Genomic DNA, 25,420 nt, shown 5'->3' with positions numbered 1-25,420 from the left:
ATGATACAATTATTGTAATTTCATGGAATGGTAATTCCTAACATCGTCAATTAGTCGCTAGAGAGGGGATTAGGATATGGGCCTTGCTGATGATCCAGTCATTGCGATTTCTGGTTTATGGATGAACTACACGGACCGAATGGTGCTAAGGGGCATTGACCTTAAGGTATACAGAGGACAAATTATTGGCTATATCGGCCCTAACGGGGCAGGAAAGAGCACAACTGTTAAGATTATGCTCGGTCTGGTAGAAGGCTATAACGGCAAAGTAGAGATTTTCGGTAGGGATATTGCTGATGGAGATGTTTCTTACAAGAAAAGAATAGGATACGTGCCGGAGGTGGCCGAATTATATGATAGTCTCACCGCTAGAGAGTATCTAACCTTTGTAGGTGAGTTGTATGGCATGAAGCGTAGTGATGTGGACTACAAAGCTGGAAAATTAATGGCCTTACTAGGTCTTGAGAAGGCTTATGATTCGCGGATCGCAACCTTCTCCAAAGGGATGAAACAAAAGGTACTGCTGATCTCCAGCATGCTTCATGATCCCGATATTCTGTTCCTAGATGAACCGTTAAGCGGTCTGGATGCCAATAGCGTAATGGTAGTAAAGGAGATTTTTGCATCTTTGGCGGCAAGGGGCAAGACCATTTTCTATTCTTCACACATCATGGATGTGGTTGAGAAGATCAGTAGCCGGATTGTTTTGATCGATGGTGGAGATATCGTGGCGGATGGGAGCTTTGCTGAGTTAAGAGAGAGGGGCCGCGAAGGGTCGCTTGAGGATATTTTTAATCAGTTAACTGGATTTGATAAATACCGTGATATTGCTGGGGAATTTGTTGCGGTCATGCAAGAGGTATCTTCTCATGACTGATTTCTATGTGCTGAAGCTTCTGGATAAGCTGCGAGGTGGGTTTAGCCGAATCGGAGTTGATTATGATGTGATGCGGAGTATTCTGCAGGTCAAACTGACGATGGACGGAAGAAGAACACCGACAGTGCTGGCTGGAATGCAGAAAAAGGAGGAGAAGAAAGAAGGCTCGCCGCTGCGTGTGCAATGGATTTATTTACTTTTTGGCGTCATGTTAGTTCCTCTTATGATGTTAACGGGCAATTATATGCTACAAATGAGCCTTGTATTTGGTGTAGTGATGTTTATGATTACGACCACGCTGATCTCTGATTTCTCTTCCGTGATGCTTGATCTTCGGGACAAAAACATACTTGCTTCAAAGCCAGTGAACCGCCGTACCTTGAACATGGCGAAGAGCATTCACATTCTCATTTATTTATTTTCAGTGACGCTGACATTGACCGGACCTTCGCTGATTTTGTGCCTGTTTAAACAGGGAGTACTATTTTTTCTAATATATGCTTTTGAGATCATTCTGATGGACTGCTTTATCCTCGTTATTACGGCGCTGCTTTATTTACTGATCATGAAGTTTTTCGACGGGGAGAAGCTCAAGGATATTATTAATTATGTACAGATCATTTTGACTATAGGGATTACAGTAGGGTATCAGCTCGTAGTTAGATTGTTCGATATTGCTGAATTGAGCCTCTCTTTTAAGCCGGCATGGTGGCAGTATCTGATTTCTCCGATTTGGTTTGCGGCTCCCTTTGAGATGTTGATTGGCGGGGCCAGAGATACACACTTCGTCGTGCTTTCAGTACTAGCTTTAGTAATTCCGGTTCTGCTGATTGTGGCGTATGTTAAGCTGATGCCTCTATTCGAAAAGAGCTTACAGAAGCTTTCAGAGCAAGGGAATGTTGGCAACAGTAACGCCCGAATGGTGGACTGGTTGTCGAAAATAACTTGTAAGAACCCGTTAGAGGGAATGTTCTTTCGTTTTAGCTGGTCAATGATGAAGAATGAGCGTGACTTCAAGTTAAAGGTATATCCGGCAATCGGTTATTCCATTGTCTTCCCGTTCATTTTTATATTTGGGATCTTTTGGGATGGAAATGCATCGTCTATCAAGGATTCAAACACTTTCCTGATGATTTATTTCGGTGCGACGTTACTTCAGACGGTTGTTCTAATGCTAAGGTACTCTGCGGGTTATAAAGGCTCTTGGATTTATAAGCTGATTCCTCTGCCGAACACCGCACCCATCTATCGTGGAATGCTTAAGGCAGCGATTGTTCGCCTGCTATTACCTTTATTCGCTATAGAAGCGATAGTGTATCTTTGGTTGTTTGGGCTGCGAATTATACCAGACTTGGCAGTTGTGCTGTTTGCAATGCTGATCTATGGAGTCATTTGTTTCCGTTCTTATCCTCCGGTACTACCTTTCTCAGAACGTTATGAGGCAGCTAAACAGAAGGATTACACTGCAAATTCCTTTGGGTTATTATTTTTGCTGATGGGGATGGCAGGTATTCATTATGTCTTTACTTTGTTTATGGGTGGAATTTATATCTACCTGTTGGTACTGGTAGTTTTGAATCTATGGATTTGGCGAATTACCTTTCCAAAAAATATATCATTAACAGGTCATAATTCAAGTTTTCCGGGTTGAGTAATGTGTCAAATATGGACATTTTTCGCGAAATAAAAAAAGGGTATAAATTCCAGTATTTACTTAGACAATCTTCTGAATACAGAGTAGAATACATCTAAAGTTTCTTTTTATGGATAACCTATAATCTTTACGCACTCTTCCATATCTGATATTCGTGTACTGATTTTTTACTTGAGAAATACGCTGAGTGATTACGGGATTCAAAACCGGTGAAGAGGTTAATTAATGGATAAAATGGGAATCCACTATAATGTATGGATTGTTTTACTATCATTTGTACTAGCGGCGACAGTTACTTATTCTGCACTGAATCTGATTTCGCAAGTTTCGCGTTCTACTGGCAAAATCCGACGTCTGTGGTTGATCTCGGGAGCATGTGTGTTAGGCTGCGGTATTTGGGCAATACATTATGTTGGGATAATGGCGAATCGCTTTCCAGCGGAGGTCAATTATTATCCAGGCAGATCTATAATATCACTATTGGTGGGTGTGTTATTCTGCTATTTGGCATTCCGGATCACATCTGCTCCTCAATTAAGGATATGGAATTTAGTAGTAGGTGGTATTCTCTTGGGAAGCGGCTTTTCGGCTATGCACTATATCGGAATGTCTTCTATAAAGATTGTGACGAGGATTCATTATGATATATGGATTCAAGCCGCTGCTGTAATTCTGGTTTTGGTTTCGTCTTATATCGGATTATTGATGTTTCACAAGTTTAAAGAATGCGCAGGGTTTCAGCGATGGAAGCTATACTCGGCGTTGTTTATTGGATTTTCAGTTACCGGATTGCATTACACAAGTGTAAAGGCTAGTCATTTTGAATATAACAACTTGCCTGGAAGCAAACCTTTTTTTGTGGAGACGGATGTTATACTGTTAATGGCATTTTCGCTGGCAGCGTTACTTATGCTCGCAGTTTCTGCTGGCGCCGTATTTCTGGATCGCCATGTGCTTGAACGAATGGCATATCATGATCCACTAACAGAGCTGCCGAATCGACATGGACTAGAACGCTATTTTAAAGATGAATTTTTTGAAAGTGGATCTGGTGCAGTTTTTATTGTGGATTTAGATCGCTTTAAGTCAATTAATGATACGCTGGGACATGATATAGGTGATATGTTACTACAGGAGGTTGCTGTTAGATTAATCCGTTCTGTAGGAGATAAAGGGAAGACCTTCCGTTTAGGCGGTGACGAATTCCTGATTGCTCTGCCAGATTGCACGCTGGAGGATGCGCAGGAAGAGGCGGCGCATATTATGCATGAACTTAAGAAATTCTATCGTATTCAGGGCAACGAGCTATATGTTACTGCAAGCGTTGGAATTAGTATGACTCCTTTGCATGGGACTGACCGCTCAGCGCTAATGAAGGCTGCGGATACGGCTCTTTATACTTCTAAGGATTCAGGTAAGAATAAATGGAGTGTGTTCGACCAAGAAGTAAATCGCAATCAGTTGCGGCGGATGTCGCTAGAGAAGGATCTTCGAAAAGCATTGGCTCGTTCTGAGTTTATGGTTGTGTATCAGCCGAAATGGGACTCTTATATGAATGTTACGGTGGGGCTTGAAGCGTTACTGCGCTGGAGACACCCAGAACATGGGATTATTTCACCAGGAGAGTTCATTCCTATTGCAGAGGAGACCGGACTGATCGTTCCGATTACCTATTGGATGTTACATGATGTGTGTAGCCAGAACAGGTTCTGGCATAAGGAAGAGATAGCTAACGTACCGGTCTCTATTAATATGTCCGCACGGATGTTTGAGGATGGAAGTCTATACGATGTTGTAGCGGAAGCACTCACATGTTCAGAATTAGAGCCACACTTTCTCGAACTGGAGATTACAGAGTCCATTGCGATGCATAACATGAAAGAGACGGTTGCACAGCTGTCTAGACTTCGAATGCTTGGGGTAAGAGTATCGCTGGATGACTTTGGGACAGGCTTTTCCTCCCTTGGTAATTTGGATGAGATCCCAGTGAACACACTCAAGATTGACCAAGTATTTATTCGTAACAGCAAGATGCACTCCAAGAAAGCTATTATCAGCAATATTATTGCGATTGCGACTCATCTTAATATGGAAGTCGTGGCGGAAGGTGTGGAGACACCAGAGCAGATTGAACTGCTGAAATCACTGGGCTGTAGAGTCATGCAGGGTTATTATTACGGTCGGCCGATGCCTGTACATGAGCTGGGTGAGTGGTTTTTAGCGAATACGGCAGCGTCGTGATCTCAATACATAGAAGAGGGGCTAGCGACCAAGCAGAATTTCTCTGCTTGGTCGCTAGCCCCTTTAAGTTTAAGAACTTACATGGATGAGAAGGATTATACTTTGAAGCGTTCAATTAGAATCTGTAGCTTCTCAGCTAGCGAGGACAGGAAACCTGCAGCTGACTCCACTTCTTCCATGGCTGCAAGCTGCTCTTGTGAGGAGGCGGATAATGTTTCCGCACCACTTGCTGTCTGATTAGCGACGTCTACAATATTCTGTAGAGTAGTAACGAGACCATCGGAGATGAAGGCTAGTTCGCGGACTGTACCGGAAATCTGCTGACTTTGTGAAGCCATCCCAGAGACAGACATTTCAATCTCGGAGAAGGATTGACCTGCCGTTACGATTAATTCCCGGCCTTGCTCCATCTCTTCTGTAGAGCGCTTCATGGTTTCTCCTGCATGGTCCATCTGATTTACAATGATGTTTACGAGTTGACCGATTTGAGCAGCGGATTGGGAGGAACGTTCGGCAAGCTTGCGTACGGATTGTGCAACTACCGCAAAGCCTCTTCCCTCTTCTCCGGCTCTTGCAGCTTCAATGGCTGCATTCAGCGACAGCAGATTGGTTTCTTCTGCGATACTTGCAATCGTGCCCACGATATTCTCGATTTCCTTGGAGTAGCCGCCCAAGGTTTCAATAATGACAGCTAAATCAGTGATGCTGTCACTGACGACGCTCATCTGCTGCGTAGTAGAATCCATTGCTTCTCGACCTGTACGAGCCTTTTCAGCGTTACTGGTAGCATTATTCATTGCGTTATCTGCATTTCCTGCAATCTCTGTAATGAAGTGTGACAAATCTTGTACAGACTTATAACCACCCTCCAAATTTTGCAATTGTGTATTAGCTCCATCAGCAAGCTCAATCGAAACGTTCACACTGTACTCACCAGCACGATTAGTTTCTTGCGCACTGGCAGAGAGCTCTTCAGATGAAGATGCTACCTGCATGGAGGTTTCATTGACCTCGGTAATGAGCATGCGCAAGCTCTGTGTCATGCCGTTGAAATTTCGAGCTAATGTACCAATTTCATCCTTGCTGTTGAATGAAATAGGATCATGAGTAAGATCACCCTGTGCAACAAGATTTACGCCTCTGGATAACTTTGTTAGTGGACTTACCATTCGGCGGATTAAGAGATATGCTGCCACAATAGCAATAACTAGAATGGAAGTCCCGATAATAAAAGGCTGAACAATGATGTCCCGGGTCCGTTCTTGAATTAAAGGTCCATCAAAGTTAATAGCCATTAGCGCAACTATAGGCTTGGACGGATCATGATCCTGATAGATGGGGCCGTAACCCGTCTTAAGTGAGGTACCTTCGTATGTATAAACCTTGGAGTAAGCGGAATGCTTAAATTTAGTGATCATTTGCTTCTCTTCATCTGAGAAATAAAAAGTGCCGCCTGCTTTATAACCTCTTGCTTTGAAACTTGAATCTGCGGCGAGTATCTTGCCGTCTAGCGATAAAATGAACGCCTCTTTAAAAATAGCCTTATGTGCCACAATCCAACCGATCCGGTCCTCGACAACCTCCAGTTTGCTTTGATCTCCTGCAATTAAGGCGGTAATGTCTGAGGGGTCAATCAGCCCGGTTGTAATATTGGCGCAGCCTACCAATTCGATACCTGCTGCTTCGTCTACTTGCTTATAAGCAGTACGGTATCCGAAGAACCCGATGGATGATCCAACAAGAAGTAACACGATAAACATCATCCAAGTTAATTTAGTTGCCAATTTCATTTTTTGCACCAACCTTGACAAATTATGTTTTCGATGACAATCGATCTCACTGCTACGATTATAGCGTATCGTTAAGCCTAGAACCTTACATAGAATATAGTATTTTTGTGTCGGAAATTGTAAATTGGTGGAATGTTTATGGAAATAAACGTGATTATGAAATGTTTAGTAGACAAAAGCATTGAATCCTAACCAGTTCTAGTGGTACGCTTGAGTTATTAAAAACGGATTGGGAGTTGAAACAAGGATGCCGCATCAATTAGATCCGTTAATAGAGCGTCTTGGATTATCTATGTGGAGAGTACAACGTAAGATCATGTCACAAATGTCATTGCACAAAGAACTCGGACTTACCGTACCTCAGATGGGTCTGTTAAATATAGTAGCGAAAGAGAAGCAGTCGCGGGTTGTACAACTGGCGGAGTCTATGGAGGTCAAATCGAGTGCCATTACAGTGATGTTGGATCGTCTGGAAGTGCTGGGTTTCATTAAGCGTGAGACGGATGGAAAAGATCGGAGAGCGGTTGTCGTAACCATCACCGAGCTAGGCCAGCGGACACTTGAAGAAGGACATTTCCGTTCAAAACAGCTGCTTGCTGAACATTTATCTATACTGAAACCGGAAGAGCTGCAAAATTTTGCAGAGTACTACCGTATGATCGAGGATCAGGAACGGTAAATCTCCAGGTTTAGTATATTGATACAGAAAAGGCCACCTTCTCCGGAAGGTGGCCTTTTTTGAAATCTTATTTTATGAATGGCTTATGGTTCAATTGGTTTGTCTGGCAGTTGCGTAATATAGCTATGGGAGAGCTGTAAAAGTCTCAATGCTCGGTTGTATTCATCCTCAGTGGCAGACGGTGCTTTTCCATTCTTATCGATTGAATATTGAGTGTTGTCTTCAAAGCTGTTACCCGGAATAAGCAGTCCTGAACTGGAAATGAAAGAACCGGAAGGTAAATAATATCGCTCTGGCAGCAAATTATAAGTCTGACTGAGTAGATCTTGACCGAAAACCAGGTTATTCTCTAATGAAATTCCAAGAAGACCAGCAGCAGTTGGCATAATATCCACTTCGCCACCGACTTGCTCTAAGGTCTGTGGTGCTGTGCTGTCTCCTGTATGGATGAGCAGAGGAATGTTTAACATATCCGCATAGGAATATTCATGACCATAAATTTCAGTCATTAATTGCTTATCATCATGATCGAGAGAATAAATAGGCAGTCCCATATGGTCTCCATAAATCATGATTACGCTGTTATCCCATACGCCATTCGCTTTAAGTTCTTCTACGAAATGTCCGAAGGCATCATCCGCATAGTTCTGGGAACGGATATAGTCACCCACAAAAGTACCTTCGTAACGCTCTGGAAGCTTCATACGGTATTTTTCCTCAGGGATTGTGAATGGATGATGCGCTGACATCGAAATGACCTGAGCGTAGAAAGGTTGACCCTCGTTGCTCATTTCTTTCAGCTTGTCGGCTGTTTTACTATAAAGCGTATCATCAGAAGCACCGAAGAAGAAGACATCATCTTCCCCAAAAAATTTACGATCATAATAATGATCAAAGCCCAGCGATTCGTACAGCTCACCGCGGTTCCAAAACTCTACGACATTGGTGTGGAAGGTTGCGGTCTGATAACCATTGTCTTTTAGCAAGCGTGGCAGACTTGGAAGCACCTTATCCACATAGGACATGGTTGCTGCTCCGCGTGGAGGGATGTAGGCTGAAGTGTTCACTACGAACTCTGCATCCGACGTATTCCCTTGACCGACCATTTGATAGAAATTAGGGAAGTAGAGACTATCCTTCATTACCTTGTTCAGGTTCGGTGTAATCTCTTGCCCGTCTAGCTGAAGACCCATCAAAAAGCTCTGGAAGGATTCCAATTGAATGATAATAAGATTTTTGCCTTTAGCCGTGCCATGAAGTGGAGAACTAACTGCAGTATTAATTCCCTTCACTTTGTTGATGGCATCTTGTGTAATGTCACTTGATTGCACAAGTTCTGGTTCTTCTTTAGCAAAGATCGTATAGGCTTCATAATTAAGAATACCCATCTCCTGAGCTTTTTTAATTTCGTTCATACTGGCCTTATTAGGCAAAATATTGAACAAGCATAAGCCAAGTGAGACTGCGAATATTACGCTATACTTTATTTTTCCGTTACGACGGTTGATATTTTCCTTTTTATAGATCCGGCCTTTCTTATTAAAGAAGAAATAGCCTCCTAGGACAATGATATCTGTAAAGATTAGCAGGTAGTAAGGGTCCATGAGTGAGAATACGCTGTTGCTGACGGCTGTGACTTGATTCACCTGCTCAGCGGCATGGTAAGTTACAATGACACCATAATATTTAAAATACATAATGGCTGCGAAAAAGATGGCTGTCACTAATAAGTTGACTGTCATGTAATATCCAAGCTTTCGTTTGGAGGCGAACCGCTCAATAATACAGAAGAGCGCCCAGGCAAAAGGGATTTCTGTCAATAATGATTTCCAAGGCAGCACATCATCAAAAATGACGCCCCAAGCCAGAAATGCTTTTAGGATAAAAAGTATTGTGAAAAACACAAAAGGTTTAATGATCCAACGTTTAATATTAAAGGATGACACAGCTTCCCCCTCTTTCTACATGATAAAACGCCATTTCTCAAGCAGGACGAAACAGCACCAAGACAAATTGATTCCATAGTAATAAAATTTATTATGCAGGGCTAGCAGAAGAAAGTCAAAAACCGAAAGCGTAAGTATAAGCTTTGTGGAGTGCGTAAAGTTAAACACGCATGGGTGAAAGATGATGTTTATGCTATCCTATGGGGATATACAGCGATTAAAGGACCGAAATAGACATTGGGAACAAAAAGGATATATGGCTAATTAAGGGAGGTGAGAATAGTTGGATCGTACTGTAACCCTATCCGTTAGAACGCTCGTCGAGTATGTTTTTCGCAGCGGTAGTATTGAGCCTGGATTTCATGGTACTTCCTCCATGGTTGAAGGAACACGAATACATCAGAAAATCCAAAAGCAATATAAGGAGGGCGACCGCAAAGAGGTCTATCTGAAAACTGAGATCCCTTATGGTAGCTTACTCTATATAGTAGATGGACGCTGTGATGGACTGCTTGCTTCGGAGGATGGGAGCCTAACGGTCGAAGAAATCAAATCAACCTCCGGACTGCTGGATATGCTGGAAGAGGGACATGAGGTTCATTGGGCTCAGGCGCTGATGTACGCATATATGGTATCGCTGGAGCAGGAGCTTTCTTCTATTCAAGTAAAGCTTACCTATGTCCACCGGGCTACTGATGAGCAAAAAAGCTTGTACCGAACGTTGTCTTTAGATGAACTGATCTCATTTGCTAATGATACTGTAGCCAGATATGCTCCGTACGCTGAGATGATGGTTCGTCATGAGGCTAAGAAGGAGCAGAGCCTTCGAGAGTTACAATTCCCGTTTCCTTCTTATCGAAAGGGACAACGCCATTTTGCCGGAGCGGTATACAAATCCATCGTAGAAAAGGTCAGTCTGTTCGCTCAGGCGCCCACAGGTATTGGGAAAACAATGTCAACGCTGTTCCCGGTCCTTAAAGCAATGGGCGATGGACAAGCTAAAGGATTGTTCTATTTAACGGCTAAGACGGTTACCCGTTTTGCCGCGCAGGAAGCCATTTCTCTACTGCTGACACAGGGACTTCAGCTGCATGTCATCACACTTACTGCTAAAGAAAAGAGCTGTTTTCATGATGAAGGGATTTGCGGTAAAGATTCCTGTCCCTATGCGGATGGCTATTATGATCGGATTAATGATGCAGTAATGGATCTGTTAGAGCATGAGACGCTGATGAGCAGAGACACCCTAGCACTGTATGCTCACAAACATAAAGTGTGCCCGTTTGAGTTCTCGCTGGATGCAGCCTATGCCTGTGATGCGGTGATCTGCGATTACAATTATATATATGATCCTCGGATCAGCCTGAAACGGCTAACGGAGGAGAGAAAGAGAGAAACGGTGCTTCTAGTAGATGAAGCGCATAATCTGGTAGACCGGGGACGAGAGATGTTCTCTGCCTCTTTGCTGAAGGCCCCCTTTCTAGAAATCCAGCGTCAGTACAAGGAAGTAAACCGTAATTTGAGTGCTGCAGGTAAATCGGTGAATGCTTTTTTCATCTCCCTTCGCAAAATTTGTAATGAAGAGGGGCAAGGGCAGTGGGCCTCATTCCCGGAGGAGCTGCCAGCCTTGCTTGAGATATTTTCTTTGGAGGCGGAACAGGAACTTATTCACCCTAGCGCCAGCATTGTTCCTCAGAATGGAGAAGGAGAAAATGTTCTCCTGGATACCTATTTTGCAGTTCAAGGGATGCTTCGCACCTTTAAGACCTATGATGAACGCTACATAACCTATGCTGAGGTCCGGCGCGGTGATGTGTATTTGAAGTTATTTAATTTGGATCCATCGCATTTGCTGGGGCAAATGTCTAAGAGCTTTCGAAGTCAGATTCTGTTCTCTGCTACGCTTTCTCCATTATCGTATTATCGGGATATGATTGGTGCGGTGGAGGAAGATTACAGTTTAACGGTCTCATCTCCTTTTCAGAAGGAGCAATGGGAGGTGACCGTGCTGCCTGTCTCCACACGTTATCATGACCGGGAAGCTTCTCTCATCCCGTTAACTCAGGCATTGCATCAAATGGTTTCAAAGAAGGGCAATTATCTGGTCTTTTTTCCTTCATATCTCTATTTACAAAACGTATATCAGGCCTTTACGGAGAATTACCCCGAAGTACGGACTTTGATGCAGGATACAGGCATGAGTGAGCAGGCTAGAGAGATTTTTTTAGCATCCTTTCGTCCAGATAATGACGAGACGTTGTTAGGCTTTACTGTACTCGGAGGGATTTTTTCGGAAGGTGTAGATTTGCCAGAAGACCGTCTCAACGGGGTGATGGTTGTTGGTGTTGGCCTGCCACAGCTTGGTCTTGAGCGTAATCTACTGCGGCAGTATTTTAATGCCAGAGGTAAAAACGGCTTTGATTATGCTTATGTCTACCCGGGAATGTGCAAGGTATTGCAAGCTGGAGGCAGGCTGATTCGAAGTGAGACAGATACAGGCATTATTGTGCTTGCGGATGATCGCTTTTTGCAGCGTCCTTATATGCATTTGCTTCCCGAAGAATGGAGAGATTATCTTATCCGCTCATAAGAGGGCATAATCTATGAAAAGGTATTCATAATCAATCGGCAGGAGGAAAAAGTATGACATTAAAAGTGGGTATTGTGGGTACGGGTTGGTTCTCTAAGGTACATGCTGATTTACTGGCAGAGATGGATGATGTCCGTTTGCAGGCGGTCTGCGGAAGCAGTAAGGCTAAAGGCGAAGATATGGCACGACCATACGATGCTGCTGGATATGGTGATATTACAGAGATGCTGGATGCGGAGAAGCTCGATGCTGTTTATATTTGTGTGCCTCCACAATCTCATGGTGCGATCGAACGATCATTAATCAAGAGGGATATTCCCTTTTTTATAGAAAAACCGCTTAGTATGACTACTGAAATTCCCGCAAGCCTACTTCAGGATATTAAAGAACATCATTTGTTAACCTCGGTAGGATATCATTTCCGCTATCAGGAGAACATTAAGAGTCTGAAAGAAACTTTGCGTGATGACAAGGTTGGTATGATTATGGGGCAATGGATGGGCGGCATGCCAGGCGTAGCTTGGTGGCGTGATCAGAAGCAATCCGGAGGACAATTCACAGAGCAAACTACACATATCGTCGATTTGGTGCGCTATCTAGCCGGAGAAGTAAAGGAAGTCTACGGCATGTTTGGAAACCGGATTATGCATGAGCAGCATGAAGGTGTGAGCGTGGCAGATGTAGGTACGGTATCCCTGAAGCTTGAAAATGGGATTATTGCTAATATTTCAAATACATGCGTTTTACCTGATGAGGTGGGCAGTGTAGGTCTAAGCTTCTATAATGATCGGGGACTATTGGACTGGAACCCGGATCGTCTCTTGGAAGTGCGAAGCGGCAATAGTACCGAATTTGAGAATACAGGAAACCCATATTTAGTAGAAAGTGAAGCCTTCATACATGCTGTACGGACGGGGGATCGCTCGCGCATTTTATGCGACTATGAGGATGGATACAAAACCCTCAAAGTCACCTGTGCGGCCTACGATTCAGCGCAAAGCGGGTTGCCTGTTAAGCTCTAAGGTTCGATTCATAGAAAAAGGACATGCTACTTTAGATGTACTAAAGTGACATGCCCTTGGCCCAAGCTGGGTTAGCCTAGTGGAGGAATATCGCGAGCAAAGCTGGCGCCACACCTATAGATAACAGCGCGGACAGAATCATCGCAATACTGGAGATGGTTCCGGTCAGTGAACTAAGCTCGAAGGCTTTGGATGTTCCTGTACCATGTGCAGCGGTTCCCAGCGATACACCGCGCGCAATTTCATTCTCAATGCGGAAGATACGAAGTACAGTAGGGCCCATCATTGTACCCAGTATCCCGGTAATAATGACGAAGACTGCTGTGATACTCGGTACACCGCCGATACTTTGCGAGATGCTCATAGCGATCGGTGTGGTTACCGAACGCGGGACCAGACTTGCTGCCAGATCGCCGCTAACATGCAGCCATTTGGCGAGCAGAATGGAAGAGATCACCGCAACTATCGTCCCTGATAGCACGCCTGCCGCAATTTCGGCGGCGTGCTTTTTGAGTACCTTGAAGTTCTTATGCAAAGGGATGGCAAAGGCCATGGTTGCTGGTTGCAGCAAATCCGTCAGCCATTTTCCTCCCGCATTGTATGAGTCATAAGTAATGCCTGTTATAAGCAGAAAGATGATCATAATCACTGGTGTGATGATTAATGGAGAGGTGTAGACTTTACCAGTAGAAGCGTAGATACGTTTCGCGAGTAAATACACCGCGACCGTGAGACCAAAGAATAGCAGAGCGTTTAACATGATTCTTTCCGCTCCTTCGCTTTATAAATTCTACTGGTAAGTAATCCGGAACTAGCCATCACAACAAATGTGCCTAAGACGACAACGGCAAGAATACGTAATCCATCCGTTTCCAGAATATTAGCGTATTTCATTACACCTATAGCAGATGGAATGAAGAACAGTAGGAGCTCGGCGAGTAGCCAAGAAGCACCCATTTCTACCCAATTTAGACGAATGACACCGAACTCAAGCAGGAGAAACAATATAATCATTCCGAGTATGCTTCCGGGAATAGGGATATGCAATAATGGGGTCAAAGCGTTGATAAGTAAAGAGAATAACATAAGTCCCGCTACCTGCAGCAAGCCTATAACAATCTTTTTCATAAGGCTTCGCTCCTTTCATGATAATGAAAGTTTACATCAATTGTTTTCATAGGTAAAATGAATAGATCGAATAAATGACATTCCTTTTGTCTATGGATTAGGGGGCACATAAATGGATATCCGACAATTAGAATATTTCGTTCAAGCGGCACGAATGAAAAGCTTTACCAGAGCTGCTGAATCATTATATATAACACAGCCCACGATCAGTAAAATGATTCGGAATATGGAGGTCGAACTGGAGGCAGACTTGTTCTACCGTGAAGGGAAGAGTGTAAGGCTTACAGACGCAGGGGAAATTTTGTTCACCAAAGCGCAAAATATCGTGGAGTCTTTCGCCAGCTTGTCTTCTGAACTGGATAACTTACGGAATCTGGAGCAGGGTCACATCCGTATCGGTTTGCCTCCTATGGTAGGCGCGAGTTTTTTTCCTTCAGTAATTGGTCAATTTCATAAGCGATATCCACAGGTTACGATTCGTCTGCATGAGGATGGGGCCAAAAAAGTGGAGGAAGATGTAGAAACCGGACTGCTGGACATTGGAATGGTCGTATTGCCTGTAGATACAGCCAAACTTCATTGTTTTACCTTTGTTGAAGAGACGCTGAATCTTATTTTACCTATGGGACATCGGCTGGCCGAGGCAGAGCTTGTTCCGCTAAGTGAACTGGCAGAAGAGGAGTTCGTGCTATTTCGAGAGGATTTTACGCTGCATGATCGGATCATTACGGAATGTGTAAAAGCTGGATTTCAGCCAAAGGTTATATATGAGAGTTCACAATGGGACTTAATCAGCAAGATGGTCGCCGCGGGAATGGGAATCGCATTATTGCCGGAAACCATTTGCCGCGACATGGACCGCTCACGATTGGTAGTTATTCCTTTGACAGATCCAGTAATCCCTTGGCAGCTCGCTATGGCGTGGCGTAGAGATCGTTATTTATCCTTTGCAGCACGGGAATGGATTTCTTTTGCAAAGGGTCTATTGAGAGAACAATACCCAAATGACTTCCCTACGAGTCTATAGAACATCCGAAATAATAACTGTTTTATTTTTTGTGGATGTTCTGCAAATTTTTCTTTTTTTTTGAAAATATGTTTTTTGGTATCATGGATTATGATAGGAGGAGATGTTGATAGAGAGAAGGAGAGAGTTGTGACACTATATCAAGGTTCTTCCGAGAAAGCTTATAGAAGAGACTACAGAGAAGATGAGCTGTTTGTGACTATAGAGAGCCTTAGATGCGAATTGCTGGAAGTCGCGGAGAAACGGAGTCTTAGTGACCATGCTGTCCTAGAGCTAAGCGAGCGATTAGACGGTTATATTTTGCTGGCACAACATAAGATGATGGAGAACTTGCGCAGTCGCAAGGCGAGTGCAACAGCTTACTGCTGAAGCTCAAAAGCCGCTAATACCATAAATTAAACTTCGATACATCCATAGAATTACACTATTACGAAGATCCAACCGATAAAGAGGAGAGAAATACGCTCCTCTTTTTGTCGTACAATCTATTGGTTGTACAATCCATAACTTTCACCTATAATGTCAATTAATAGAATCTTTTCAAGTCAAACTTTGGGGGTGCCGAGTGGAGGGAAAGTTAACAACTATACGCTCAGAAATTGAGAAAAATCTGTCCCGCTCCGGCCATAATCTCGCCTCATTTTCAAAAATTTGTGGTCTGAATCGAGGAAGTCTCAGTGCAATCCTGCACGGGAATCCACCGAAGCCTATGTCCCTGGGACAAATAGATGCAATCATTAAAGCCTTTGGTTTTCCTGATGGATGGCTGTATCCACTTTATGTAGATGAATGCTTCAATGAGGAGAAGGTCTCACGCCGCAGGGTAGAGCCCTTTTTAATACGTTGTGCTGAGTTGGGCAAGCAGCAATGCATTGATGAAACATTAAACAGGTTATTGGAATATCCGAAATCGCTAGATATCGTTTATTCGGTAGCTGATAAATTGTTTAACAAGGGAAAAACACAGGAATCAATCCTCTTTTACAAGATTGTAGTAGAGAACGAGTCTGATAGTTACAGTGAACGTCTCGCGATCAGTCATTATCGTATTTTTAAATATTTACAAACGCTGGATATGGAGGAGAAACTGAGCGCAGTCATTAGTTTTAGTCCATTCAGGAGGCGTCTTCCAGAAAACATGCAATTGGATGGTTTATTAATGCTGACGCAGTTATGTTTCACCCTTCGTAGATGGGGAGAAATGGAAAGCTACGCAGATGAGTTGAGGGCCTTAGCCAATGCAGTTTACCGCCAAGAACTGCGAAGAAGTGAAGATAAACGAACAGAAACACTCTGTACTGAACGCCCGCTCGTCGTCTATTATGGTCATGGATATTTGCTCAAAGCAACTGCGTTGACAAAACAAGGTGAATACGAAGCGGCGAAGAAATATACTGCAGGTTACGCAGACCTTAGTTGGTTTGAAATGTTGGACGAAGCAGGTCATCAAGCCGTAGATAAATTCCGATTATTTGCAATCGGCAATAACTTTACATTGGAGTTGTTGGAAGGTAATGTTAATGTCGTGCCGGATTATGTAGCCTTCTTGGCTGATCATCCCGGTGAAATATTGCCAGGTCTCATTATTATTATGGAATCGGCTAATCTTCACAAATTTTCTGTAGACAATGTGCTTACAAGGTTCTCACGGGAGATGTTGCGATTTGAACAGTTTGAAGATCCTATTAATATCGACCGACTATACCGGTTGTATTATCAAATAGCCATATATCAAATAAGAAACAAACAATATACTACAGGTGTGGAGTATACTATTCAGTCTTTAGAATTATCTATCAAGACGAATAATGGAATAGACTTCATAAAGTGTGTAACTTTATTTGAGACCAACAGGGACTACGCAACTCAGAATCAACAGGAGAAATACAGAAATTTAATAAGGGAGGTGAGAAAAGATGAAAAAATCACTATTGATGATGGCCGGCATTTTAGTATTGTTTAGCTTCATCGTTATTGGTCAACCGACCATTGGTGGCGGCCATGGAGGCATTACGACTATGGAGCACGGAGTAGGATTCTAATATTAAAGTTATGTTGGACATTATAATATATATAGTTACATATCTGCTTATTGAACTCCTTACCTCTCTGGTTGGGAGTTTTTTATTTCGTAATAATTGATACCGTATTCAAAATTTGACAAAGCGTTGTGCCGAAAATATAATTAGGTAGCCTAAATAATACAGTGTTTAATAATTAGCTGACCTAACTAAATTAGAGGTGATAGAAATTGGGATAAACGGAGGAAATACAGGAAATACCGAAAATTCAGTCGCACACGGGCTTTTCGCGGCGATGAAACGGCTGCATAAAGGCCAATGGCAAAAGGGTGTTGAAGGCCATAAGCCGAGTGAGATGACTTTAATGATATGCATTGAAAAATGGAATCATTCTGATGATGAGGGTCTAAAGATATCTGAAATCAGCCGACTCCTCGGATTCACACCTCCAACTATTACGCAGTTGATTAATAGTCTTGAGGCGAAACAGATGGTGGAAAGACACGCAGATCCTTCGGACCGAAGAGTCGTACGCGTAAAATTGACGGAGAGTGGAAAAAAACTCACACGAAGAGCAGAGCAATATAGAGATGCAATGCTGGATGAGCTCGTACAGTACTTAGGTGAAAAAGAGACTAAGCAGCTCACAGAACTATTGCTGAAGGTACATGCTTTTGTTGAGGATAATCCACCACCTAATTGGGATAGGCTACAAATGAACGGAGATGAGAAGCTTGATTAAATTATTTAAACAACTGAAGCCATTTCGAGTAGCTATTGGTGCTGTATTAATTCTTGTGTTCTTACAGTCCATGGGCGACTTATACCTCCCAACGCTGATGTCCGACATCGTCGACAAAGGAATTGTTCAGGGAGATCGTAGTTTTATTTGGAAAATAGGTAGCTTCATGCTTTTAGTTGCAGGGGGCGGGGCTATATGTTCAGTCATTGCCAGCTATTTATCGGCAAAAGTGGCAGCAGGATTCGGTAAACTTACCCGTGCTCGTGTGTTTAACCATGTAGAGAATTTCACGCTGCATGAATTTGATAAACTCGGTACCGCATCTTTAATTACCCGTACAACGAATGATATTACGCAGGTACAGACGGTACTTACTATGATGCTGCGTATGATGATCGGTGCACCGATGATGATGATTGGTGGTATCATCATGGCGGTATCTGAAGATGCGAAATTATCATTGATCTTTGTAGTAGTTATTCCGGTACTCGTTGGCGCAATTTTCTTTATCGGAATGAAGGGATTACCACTGTTTAAAGCGATACAGATCAAGCTGGATAAATTAAATCTGGTGTTACGTGAACATTTGACGGGTATCCGTGTTATCCGTTCATTTAACCGGATTGATCATGAGAACAAACGCTTCTCCGAGGCTAACCGTGATCTGACAGACACAGCGATCAAAGTAAATAAAATCATGGCCGGTTTGATGCCGCTTATGATGATTGTTATGAACTTTTCCATGATCGCAATTCTTTACTTTGGTGGGATTCGAATTGGCGATGGCGATTTACAAGTCGGCTCACTGATGGCATTTATTCAATATGCGATGCAAATCATGTTCTCCCTGATTATGGTGTCGATGATGTTCGTGCTGATTCCTCGTGCTTCAGCTTCAGCCTTACGTATCAATGAAGTGCTCGATATGCGTCCGGAGTTCACAGATCCATCAGAGAGTGAATTGCAAACAACGGCTCAAGCTACTAAAAAAGACGGCCGCGATCATATGCGTGGTTTTGTTGAATTCGATAATGTTTCCTTTTCTTATCCTGGGGCGGAACAACCTGCACTTTCGAAAATTAGCTTTAGTGCTCGTCCAGGTGAAGTTACGGCGATTATCGGTGGTACAGGTTCAGGTAAATCTACCCTGCTCAGTTTGATTCCAAGGTTCTATGATGTTAACGAAGGTGCTGTACGTGTGAACGGAGTAGATGTACGTGAGATGACACAAGAAGAGCTACGGAGCAAAATTGGTTACATCCCTCAAAAAGCGGTATTGTTCACAGGTACGATTAACGAAAACATTCGCTACGGTAAAGAGGATGCTACCGATGAAGAAATCATTCATGCAGCCAAGGTAGCTCAGGCCTACGATTTCGTCTCAGCCATGAAAGATGGGTTTGATTCGGAAATTGCTCAAGGCGGTAGTAATGTCTCCGGTGGTCAGAAACAACGGTTGTCCATTGCACGTGCGCTTGTGAGAAAACCTCAAGTTTATCTGTTTGACGACAGCTTCTCAGCGCTTGATTTCAAAACAGATGCTAAGCTCCGCGCGGCACTCAAAGATGAAACCACGGAATCCACTGTTCTAATCGTAGCTCAACGGGTTAGTACCGTTATGGATGCCGACCGGATTATTGTTATTGATGAGGGTGAAATCGCCGGAATGGGCACTCACCGTGAACTGCTCGCGAGCAGTGATGTGTACCGCGAGATCGTATCCTCGCAGCTGTCAGAGGAGGAAATAGCATGAGTGAACAAAACAATAAGCCTGCAGCTCCACGCGCCCATAAAGGTCCTGGACCTGGTGGCGGCCCTGGCATGCGGATGCCTGCAGAAAAGGCTAAAGACTTTAAGGGTACACTTCGTCGTCTGATTAAATATTTAAGACCTCGTATGGTTCAATTAATCATCGTTCTAGTTATGGCTATTGCCAGTACGGTGTTCAGTATTTTCAGTCCTAAGGTTATGGGTAAAGCAACAACTAAACTGTTTGAAGGTGCTTATGGTAAATTAATGGGTGTTGAGGGAGCTTCCATTGATTTTGGATACATTAATGATATCCTGATCATCCTTGCGGGTCTGTATTTGCTTAGTGCTCTGTTTAGCTATATCCAGCAGTATGTAATGGCTGGCGTAGCTCAGAAGGTCGTCTACGACATGCGTGAGCAAATCAACAGCAAGCTGGAACGTTTGCCTTTGAAATATTTTGATTCCCGTACCCATGGGGAAATTCTAAGCCGTGCTACGAATGATGTGGATAACATCAGTACTACGCTGCAGCAGAGCTTAACTCAATTGATTACTTCTATTGTCACCATTATCGGTGTCATCGTAATGATGCTTACCATCAGCCCATGGCTGACTTTGATTACAATTGTTACATTGCCACTCAGCTTCGTTGTGATTATGGCTATCTCCAAGCGCTCGCAGACTTATTTTGTGGGCCAGCAGAAATCACTTGGTCAGTTGAATGGTCATGTAGAGGAAATGTATACCGGTCACCGGATTATTAAAGCATTTGGTCGTGAACCGCAGTCCCTTAAGGATTTCGATGAAATTAACGATAAACTTTACGACTCTGGCTGGCGTGCCCAATTCATGTCCGGTATGATTATGCCGCTCATGATGTTTATTGGTAACTTGGGTTATGTAATGATTTGTGTAGTCGGCGGTATCTTTGTTACTAAAAAAATGATCGATGTCGGGGATATTCAAGCCTTTATTCAGTATTCCCGTCAGTTCACCCAGCCGATTGCACAAACGGCTAATATTGCTAATATTATTCAATCCACGATTGCTTCTGCAGAACGGGTATTCGAACTTCTGGATGAAGAAGAGGAAGTTAAGGAAGTTACTACTACAGTTGCGAAGCTTGATGATGGTACTCCGGAAGGCTCCGTTGAGTTCCGTCATGTGAAATTCGGATATAAAGAAGATGCGATTCTGATTGAGGACATGAACATTGAGGTTAGTCCAGGTCAGACTATAGCGATTGTCGGTCCTACCGGTGCTGGTAAAACCACTTTGATTAACCTGTTGATGCGCTTCTACGAGCTGAACGATGGGGAAATTATCATTGATGGCGTCAATATTACCAATATGAAACGGAGTGACCTGCGCAGCAAATTTGGTATGGTGCTTCAGGATACCTGGCTGTTCAATGGTACGATCCGCGATAACATTGCTTACGGACGTGAAGGTGCTTCAGAGGCTGATGTGGTGCGTGCGGCCAAGGCTGCCCATGCCGATCACTTTATCCGCACACTTCCGCTTGGCTATAATACGGTGTTAAATGAAGAAGCTTCTAATATTTCACAAGGACAAAAGCAGCTGATCACGATTGCCCGTGCGATTCTGGCTGATCCATCGATCCTCATTCTTGATGAAGCAACAAGCAGTGTCGATACACGGACCGAATTGTTGATTCAAAAAGCAATGAAGGCATTGATGCAAAACAGAACCAGCTTTGTAATTGCCCACCGTCTTTCTACGATTCGAGATGCCGACCTTATCCTTGTTATGAATCAAGGTAGTGTAATCGAGAAGGGCAACCATGAGGAGCTGCTGGCACAAGGCGGATTCTATGCTGATCTCTATAACAGTCAGTTCTCTGAAGGAGATTTGGACGCAGGCTAAATCTAAATTGAAGTAAAGAAAAAAGTGTAGCAGACCATAAACCCCTCTTTTCACATGTTGCTGATTTTCAATGTGAAGAGAGGGGTATTTTATATGTGGTGAGGTGTTTTGATTTTTCGGAAAAATAAAAAAAGTTTGATTAAAAATTAAAGCATATATATGATAGAATTAAAAATGACCCGCGGCTCATTTCTAAGGCTGCAGGGTAAAGGAGAGGATGAAGGGAATGTCAGGCTACGGAAAATGGGTGGCAGGAAAAAAGACGAAGTGGATTACTCTTCTCGTGTGGATAGTGCTTGTAGGTGCACTTACCCTGTTATGGCCTGCAGTGAATTCTCAGGTTGCTAATAATGCGCCTAACCTCCCAGATGATGCACAGTCGGTACAGGCAGCAGCTATTGCAGAGCAGGAATTCCCTAGTGGAAGCGGAGTGCCTGCGCTGCTCGTATGGCATAGAGAAGGTGGGCTTTCACAAGATGATTTAGTACATATCACTGCTGTGTACAAGAAGTTGGAGCAGCAACCATTGCCCCATCAGAATTTTGTCCCTCCATTAGGACAGCTGCCGCCACAAGCACTACAGGCCTCGTTATCCGAGGATCTTAGTACGCTGGTAACCCCGGTGCTTTTTGATAAAACGGCAGATAGTGATCAGCTCGGCGAAGCTGTGACAGAAATGAAAAAGATCATAAACACGGAGACCGGTGGAGATCCGTCCACTGCTAAGGCGGATGGAAAAGACCTGAGTTTACGTGTTACGGGTCCAGTGGGTATATCTATCGATGCTACTGGACTGTTCCAGAACGCAGACGTTTCCTTGCTGATTGCTACGGTTGTGCTTGTGCTGGTGTTCTTATTGGTGATTTATCGTTCGCCTATCTTGGCGTTTATTCCGCTTATTGCTGTTGGATTCGCTTATGGTATTACTAGCCCGATCCTTGGAAAAATGGCGCAAGAAGGCTGGATCACCGTGGATTCGCAGGCAGTCTCCATCATGACGGTTCTGTTGTTCGGTGCGGGTACGGACTATTGTTTGTTCCTGATTTCGCGATTCCGTCAGCTTCTGAAGATAGAGCAAAGCAAAACTCGTGCCCTGCTTCGTTCCATTACCGATTCTTCAGGGGCTATTGCAATGAGTGGTTTCACCGTTGTGCTTGCACTGTTCGCGCTATTACTGGCTAAGTATGGAGCATATCATCGCTTTGCAATACCGTTCAGTGTTTCGATTTTCATTATGGGAATTGCTAGCTTAACGCTTGTACCTGCACTTTTGGCGATCTTCGGACGGACCTCGTTCTTCCCATTCATTCCGCGTACGCCGCAAATGGAGGTTGAACGGGCTAAGGCTAAAGGGAAACCAGTTCCAGAACTTAAAGTCTCCCATAAAAAAGGGATTGGCGGATTTGTAGTTTCCAGGCCTTGGGCTATCGTAGGAGTGACCGTTATCGGACTGGGGATTCTGGCTTCATTCTCCAGTGGAATCAAGTTTACGTATGATATTCTCTCTTCTTTTCCTAAAAATATGGAGTCCCGCGAAGGGTTTGACCTCATCGGTAAGCAGTTTTCACCGGGCGAACTAGCTCCCGCTAAACTGATTATTAATACTAAGGGGCAAGCGAGTGGAGAGGACCTTAAAGTCATTCTCGGAGGGCTCACGTATGTGGATACGGTTTCTGATCCGCAGCAGGGCGCTGTGAACAAGGATATTCTGGGTTTTGATATCGAATTTAAGAACAATCCTTATTCACTTGAAGCGATGGGGCATATTCCAGCCCTTTTAGAAACGGCAGAGCAAGCGCTGATTGATGTAGGGGTAGAGAGTCCTTCAGATCATGTGTGGGTAAGTGGTCAGACAGCGACTCAGTATGATACCAAAAAAATCGGAGATCGCGACACCGATCTGATTATCCCTGTTGTTATCGGGTTGATCACTTTGCTGTTGTTGATATATCTGCGTTCGATAGTGGCAACTATTTATCTGGTCGGAACAGTTATTCTCTCCTTCTTCTCTGCACTTGGCTTAGGCTGGATTATCATTCACTATGTGATGGGTGCAGATGCTATTCAAGGAGCGATCCCGCTCTATTCCTTTGTATTCCTGGTGGCACTTGGAGAAGATTATAATATCTTTATGATCTCGAATATTTGGAAAAAGCGTAAGACCATGCCGCTTAAGCAGGCGATCGCGGAAGGCGTGAATGAGACCAGCTCAGTAATTACCTCGGCAGGCCTCATTCTGGCAGGTACTTTTGCTGTATTAGCTAGCTTACCGATTCAGGTGCTTGTGCAATTTGGTATCATCACCGCTCTAGGTATCCTACTTGATACCTTCGTAGTTCGTCCGTTCCTTGTGCCCGCTATTACGACACTTTTTGGCCGGTGGGCATTCTGGCCGGGGAAACATCAAGAGGTGGAGCAAGCTTTGCCTCATGTTAGTGAGCAATAAGCGACACACTGTAAAAAACAACAGGGATGTCTCAAAGCCATATCGGCTTAGGGCATCCCTGTTGTTTTTGTCGCGGCAGTCGTACTTTTGTTAATTGTAGACGTAAGTTATACGAATAGCTATTGGGACTAGTCGTCCAATCTCTACACTTAATTGCTGGTGCCAGGTGTTCGGCTGATCATCAGCTTATATTTGTCGATCGAAGCACCAAGAATGGCTTCATTCCCACCAGCACCGCGGTGTGATTGACGGAAGGAGTCACTGGAGGTCCAGCCTTTAAATGCCTCCTCATTCTCCCACATGGTACAGATTTTTAATTCCTCAACACCTTCTTTGGCACTTCCTTGCCAAACCTCCATGCGGACGAATCCTGGCATATCCTGTACACCATTATTTCCTCCAAAACGTTGAGCAATGGCTTCACCATGACCTTCTTTAACTTTAATAGTATTTGTGACTACCAGCATGTTAGGAAAACCTCCGTTCAGTAGTGTGATATCCATACATAAACATTAGGCTGAATATATAATTGCACTTTATACACTTAAAAGCTCTGATTCGTTAGAAAAGAAGCAATAAGTGTATTCTCTGCAACTAAATTAGATGAATCTGGCCAATGGTCGAGAATTTCCTACTTTTAGTTGCACAGAGTGCAATTAAAGTGTGACGGAGCCTCTTTTTACGCTGAATAGATGTACAAAGTGCAACTATCGGTTATTCGAACGTTATTCGAACGTCATTCGAACGTCAAATAGTATCCAGAGTTCGAGGTATAGAGGCATTCTATCGCACAAAGTGTAATCAGAGGATGGAGAAGAGCAGTCTTGAGGTTTTCTTCTCCACAAAGTACGGCTGGCGTAGAACCAGCCAGCTCTGTTTTATTGCGGATTCGTGGTCCAGAGTCCTGCTGTTTTTAGGAAGACACGATCCGGGAGCTTCAAGGCTGTTAAGGCCAATTCAGCTACATCCTCAGGCTGCATCATGCGGTCTTCGTCACCGATCTTAAGTCCAGCGTTGGAAGCTAGTCCAGTGTTTACAGTGCTTGGAGTCAAGGCTACGACGCGGATGTTGTGCTTACGCACCTCTTGTGCGAGGGCTTCGGTCATGCCCATCAGTGCAAACTTGGATGCGCAATAAGCCGAGCCTGTCGCGAAGCCACGCTCTCCCGCGGTAGAAGAGATATTGATGATATTTCCACCATTTTTCTCAATCATAGCTGGCAGTGCAGCGCGAGTTACATAATAGGTCCCGTAAAGATTGACTTGGATATGGCTTTCCCAATCGGCGGGGTCCATTTCTACTAATGTGCCGAATTTTGCAATTCCGGCATTGTTAATCAATGCGTCAAATGTTCCTAGCTCATTTTGCAGGTAAGCAACCGCACGTTCAGCCTCTTCGCGTACAGCGATATCCGCTACGGCAATGCTGACTTTCACGTCGTATACTTCCGTTAAGGCTGATTTTAACGCTTCAAGATCGCCTGAAGTTCTGGAGATCAGGCCCAAATTAGCACCTTCCTTAGCTAGTGCCATGGCTAAGGATTTGCCGATCCCTTTGCCCGCACCCGTAATCACAACACTCTTTCCTCTCAAATCCATCTCTAACGTCACGCTCCTTT

General features: G+C 43.8%; 20 protein-coding genes. 14 read left to right on the top strand and 6 right to left on the bottom strand.

Features of this window, described 5'->3' with window-relative positions; translation table 11 throughout:
• The first annotated feature begins 76 nt into the window (after positions 1–76).
• From M2444_RS14605 to M2444_RS14595, 3 genes are all read left to right on the top strand, one after another.
• The gene (locus M2444_RS14605; RefSeq protein WP_094877352.1) at positions 77–877 is read left to right on the top strand and encodes an ABC transporter ATP-binding protein; all 801 of its coding nucleotides are present in this window, start codon (positions 77–79) and stop codon (positions 875–877) included.
• Positions 870–2,528, top strand: a complete 1,659-nt coding sequence (locus M2444_RS14600; protein WP_280787314.1) for a hypothetical protein — start codon at positions 870–872, stop codon at positions 2,526–2,528. The genes M2444_RS14605 and M2444_RS14600 overlap by 8 nt, the downstream gene beginning before the upstream one ends.
• A 228-nt stretch (positions 2,529–2,756) precedes the next feature.
• Positions 2,757–4,772 (top strand): bifunctional diguanylate cyclase/phosphodiesterase, encoded by a 2,016-nt coding sequence (locus M2444_RS14595; RefSeq protein WP_094877350.1) that lies wholly within the window; start codon positions 2,757–2,759, stop codon positions 4,770–4,772.
• A 95-nt stretch (positions 4,773–4,867) separates the two neighbouring features.
• Here the strand turns inward: M2444_RS14595 and M2444_RS14590 are convergent, their stop codons facing one another.
• Complete coding sequence (locus tag M2444_RS14590) at positions 4,868–6,562, bottom strand: methyl-accepting chemotaxis protein (RefSeq protein WP_280787313.1); 1,695 nt, start codon at positions 6,560–6,562, stop codon at positions 4,868–4,870.
• A 247-nt stretch (positions 6,563–6,809) separates the two neighbouring features.
• Between M2444_RS14590 and M2444_RS14585 the strand changes: the two genes are divergently transcribed.
• Positions 6,810–7,241: a MarR family winged helix-turn-helix transcriptional regulator gene (locus M2444_RS14585; protein WP_094877348.1), complete on the top strand. Its 432-nt coding sequence runs from the start codon at positions 6,810–6,812 to the stop codon at positions 7,239–7,241.
• 83 nt (positions 7,242–7,324) lie between these two features.
• Here M2444_RS14585 and M2444_RS14580 read toward each other — a convergent pair whose 3' ends face one another.
• The gene (locus tag M2444_RS14580) at positions 7,325–9,187 is read right to left on the bottom strand and encodes an LTA synthase family protein (protein WP_094872060.1); all 1,863 of its coding nucleotides are present in this window, start codon (positions 9,185–9,187) and stop codon (positions 7,325–7,327) included.
• Positions 9,188–9,470: 283 nt separating this feature from the next.
• Between M2444_RS14580 and M2444_RS14575 the strand changes: the two genes are divergently transcribed.
• Both M2444_RS14575 and M2444_RS14570 read left to right on the top strand, forming a co-directional pair.
• Complete coding sequence (locus tag M2444_RS14575) at positions 9,471–11,777, top strand: helicase C-terminal domain-containing protein (RefSeq protein WP_280787312.1); 2,307 nt, start codon at positions 9,471–9,473, stop codon at positions 11,775–11,777.
• Between the two features lie 53 nt (positions 11,778–11,830).
• Positions 11,831–12,799 (top strand): Gfo/Idh/MocA family protein, encoded by a 969-nt coding sequence (locus M2444_RS14570; protein WP_280787311.1) that lies wholly within the window; start codon positions 11,831–11,833, stop codon positions 12,797–12,799.
• A gap of 76 nt (positions 12,800–12,875) precedes the next feature.
• Here the strand turns inward: M2444_RS14570 and M2444_RS14565 are convergent, their stop codons facing one another.
• Positions 12,876–13,559 (bottom strand): CidB/LrgB family autolysis modulator, encoded by a 684-nt coding sequence (locus M2444_RS14565; protein WP_042192587.1) that lies wholly within the window; start codon positions 13,557–13,559, stop codon positions 12,876–12,878.
• Positions 13,553–13,927 carry a CidA/LrgA family protein gene (locus tag M2444_RS14560; RefSeq protein ID WP_094877345.1) on the bottom strand — a complete coding sequence of 125 codons (375 nt, stop codon included), beginning with the start codon at positions 13,925–13,927 and terminating at the stop codon, positions 13,553–13,555. The genes M2444_RS14565 and M2444_RS14560 overlap by 7 nt, the downstream gene beginning before the upstream one ends.
• A gap of 112 nt (positions 13,928–14,039) precedes the next feature.
• Between M2444_RS14560 and cidR the strand changes: the two genes are divergently transcribed.
• The 8 genes from cidR to M2444_RS14520 all read left to right on the top strand — a co-directional run bounded on the left by cidR (position 14,040) and on the right by M2444_RS14520 (position 23,802).
• The gene (gene cidR, locus M2444_RS14555; protein WP_094872065.1) at positions 14,040–14,954 is read left to right on the top strand and encodes a cidABC operon transcriptional activator CidR; all 915 of its coding nucleotides are present in this window, start codon (positions 14,040–14,042) and stop codon (positions 14,952–14,954) included.
• Positions 14,955–15,083: 129 nt separating this feature from the next.
• Positions 15,084–15,323, top strand: coding sequence for an aspartyl-phosphate phosphatase Spo0E family protein (locus M2444_RS14550; RefSeq protein ID WP_256989909.1), 240 nt, complete (start codon positions 15,084–15,086; stop codon positions 15,321–15,323).
• 196 nt (positions 15,324–15,519) lie between these two features.
• Complete coding sequence (locus M2444_RS14545) at positions 15,520–16,917, top strand: DNA-binding protein (RefSeq protein WP_280787310.1); 1,398 nt, start codon at positions 15,520–15,522, stop codon at positions 16,915–16,917.
• Complete coding sequence (locus M2444_RS14540) at positions 16,871–16,996, top strand: hypothetical protein (RefSeq protein ID WP_256990535.1); 126 nt, start codon at positions 16,871–16,873, stop codon at positions 16,994–16,996. The genes M2444_RS14545 and M2444_RS14540 overlap by 47 nt, the downstream gene beginning before the upstream one ends.
• A 274-nt stretch (positions 16,997–17,270) precedes the next feature.
• Positions 17,271–17,717, top strand: coding sequence for a MarR family winged helix-turn-helix transcriptional regulator (locus tag M2444_RS14535; protein ID WP_094877343.1), 447 nt, complete (start codon positions 17,271–17,273; stop codon positions 17,715–17,717).
• Positions 17,710–19,470, top strand: coding sequence for an ABC transporter ATP-binding protein (locus M2444_RS14530; protein ID WP_094872072.1), 1,761 nt, complete (start codon positions 17,710–17,712; stop codon positions 19,468–19,470). The genes M2444_RS14535 and M2444_RS14530 overlap by 8 nt, the downstream gene beginning before the upstream one ends.
• Positions 19,467–21,356 (top strand): ABC transporter ATP-binding protein, encoded by a 1,890-nt coding sequence (locus M2444_RS14525; RefSeq protein WP_094872073.1) that lies wholly within the window; start codon positions 19,467–19,469, stop codon positions 21,354–21,356. The genes M2444_RS14530 and M2444_RS14525 overlap by 4 nt, the downstream gene beginning before the upstream one ends.
• Positions 21,357–21,573: 217 nt before the next feature.
• Positions 21,574–23,802 (top strand): MMPL family transporter, encoded by a 2,229-nt coding sequence (locus tag M2444_RS14520; RefSeq protein ID WP_094872074.1) that lies wholly within the window; start codon positions 21,574–21,576, stop codon positions 23,800–23,802.
• Positions 23,803–23,951: 149 nt separating this feature from the next.
• Here M2444_RS14520 and M2444_RS14515 read toward each other — a convergent pair whose 3' ends face one another.
• On the bottom strand, positions 23,952–24,269 hold the full coding sequence (locus tag M2444_RS14515; RefSeq protein WP_042131428.1) for an antibiotic biosynthesis monooxygenase: 318 nt from the start codon (positions 24,267–24,269) through the stop codon (positions 23,952–23,954).
• A 411-nt stretch (positions 24,270–24,680) separates the two neighbouring features.
• Complete coding sequence (locus M2444_RS14510) at positions 24,681–25,400, bottom strand: 3-ketoacyl-ACP reductase (protein ID WP_280787309.1); 720 nt, start codon at positions 25,398–25,400, stop codon at positions 24,681–24,683.
• Between the last annotated feature and the right edge of the window lie 20 nt (positions 25,401–25,420).

It is taken from the genome of Paenibacillus sp. PastF-3, assembly GCF_029893135.1.
In the GTDB taxonomy this organism is placed as follows: Bacteria; Bacillota; Bacilli; order Paenibacillales; family Paenibacillaceae; genus Paenibacillus_AQ; species Paenibacillus_AQ nitricinens.
The sequence above is the reverse complement of the archived record's forward strand: the minus strand, read 5'-3'. Positions and strand labels throughout refer to the sequence as shown.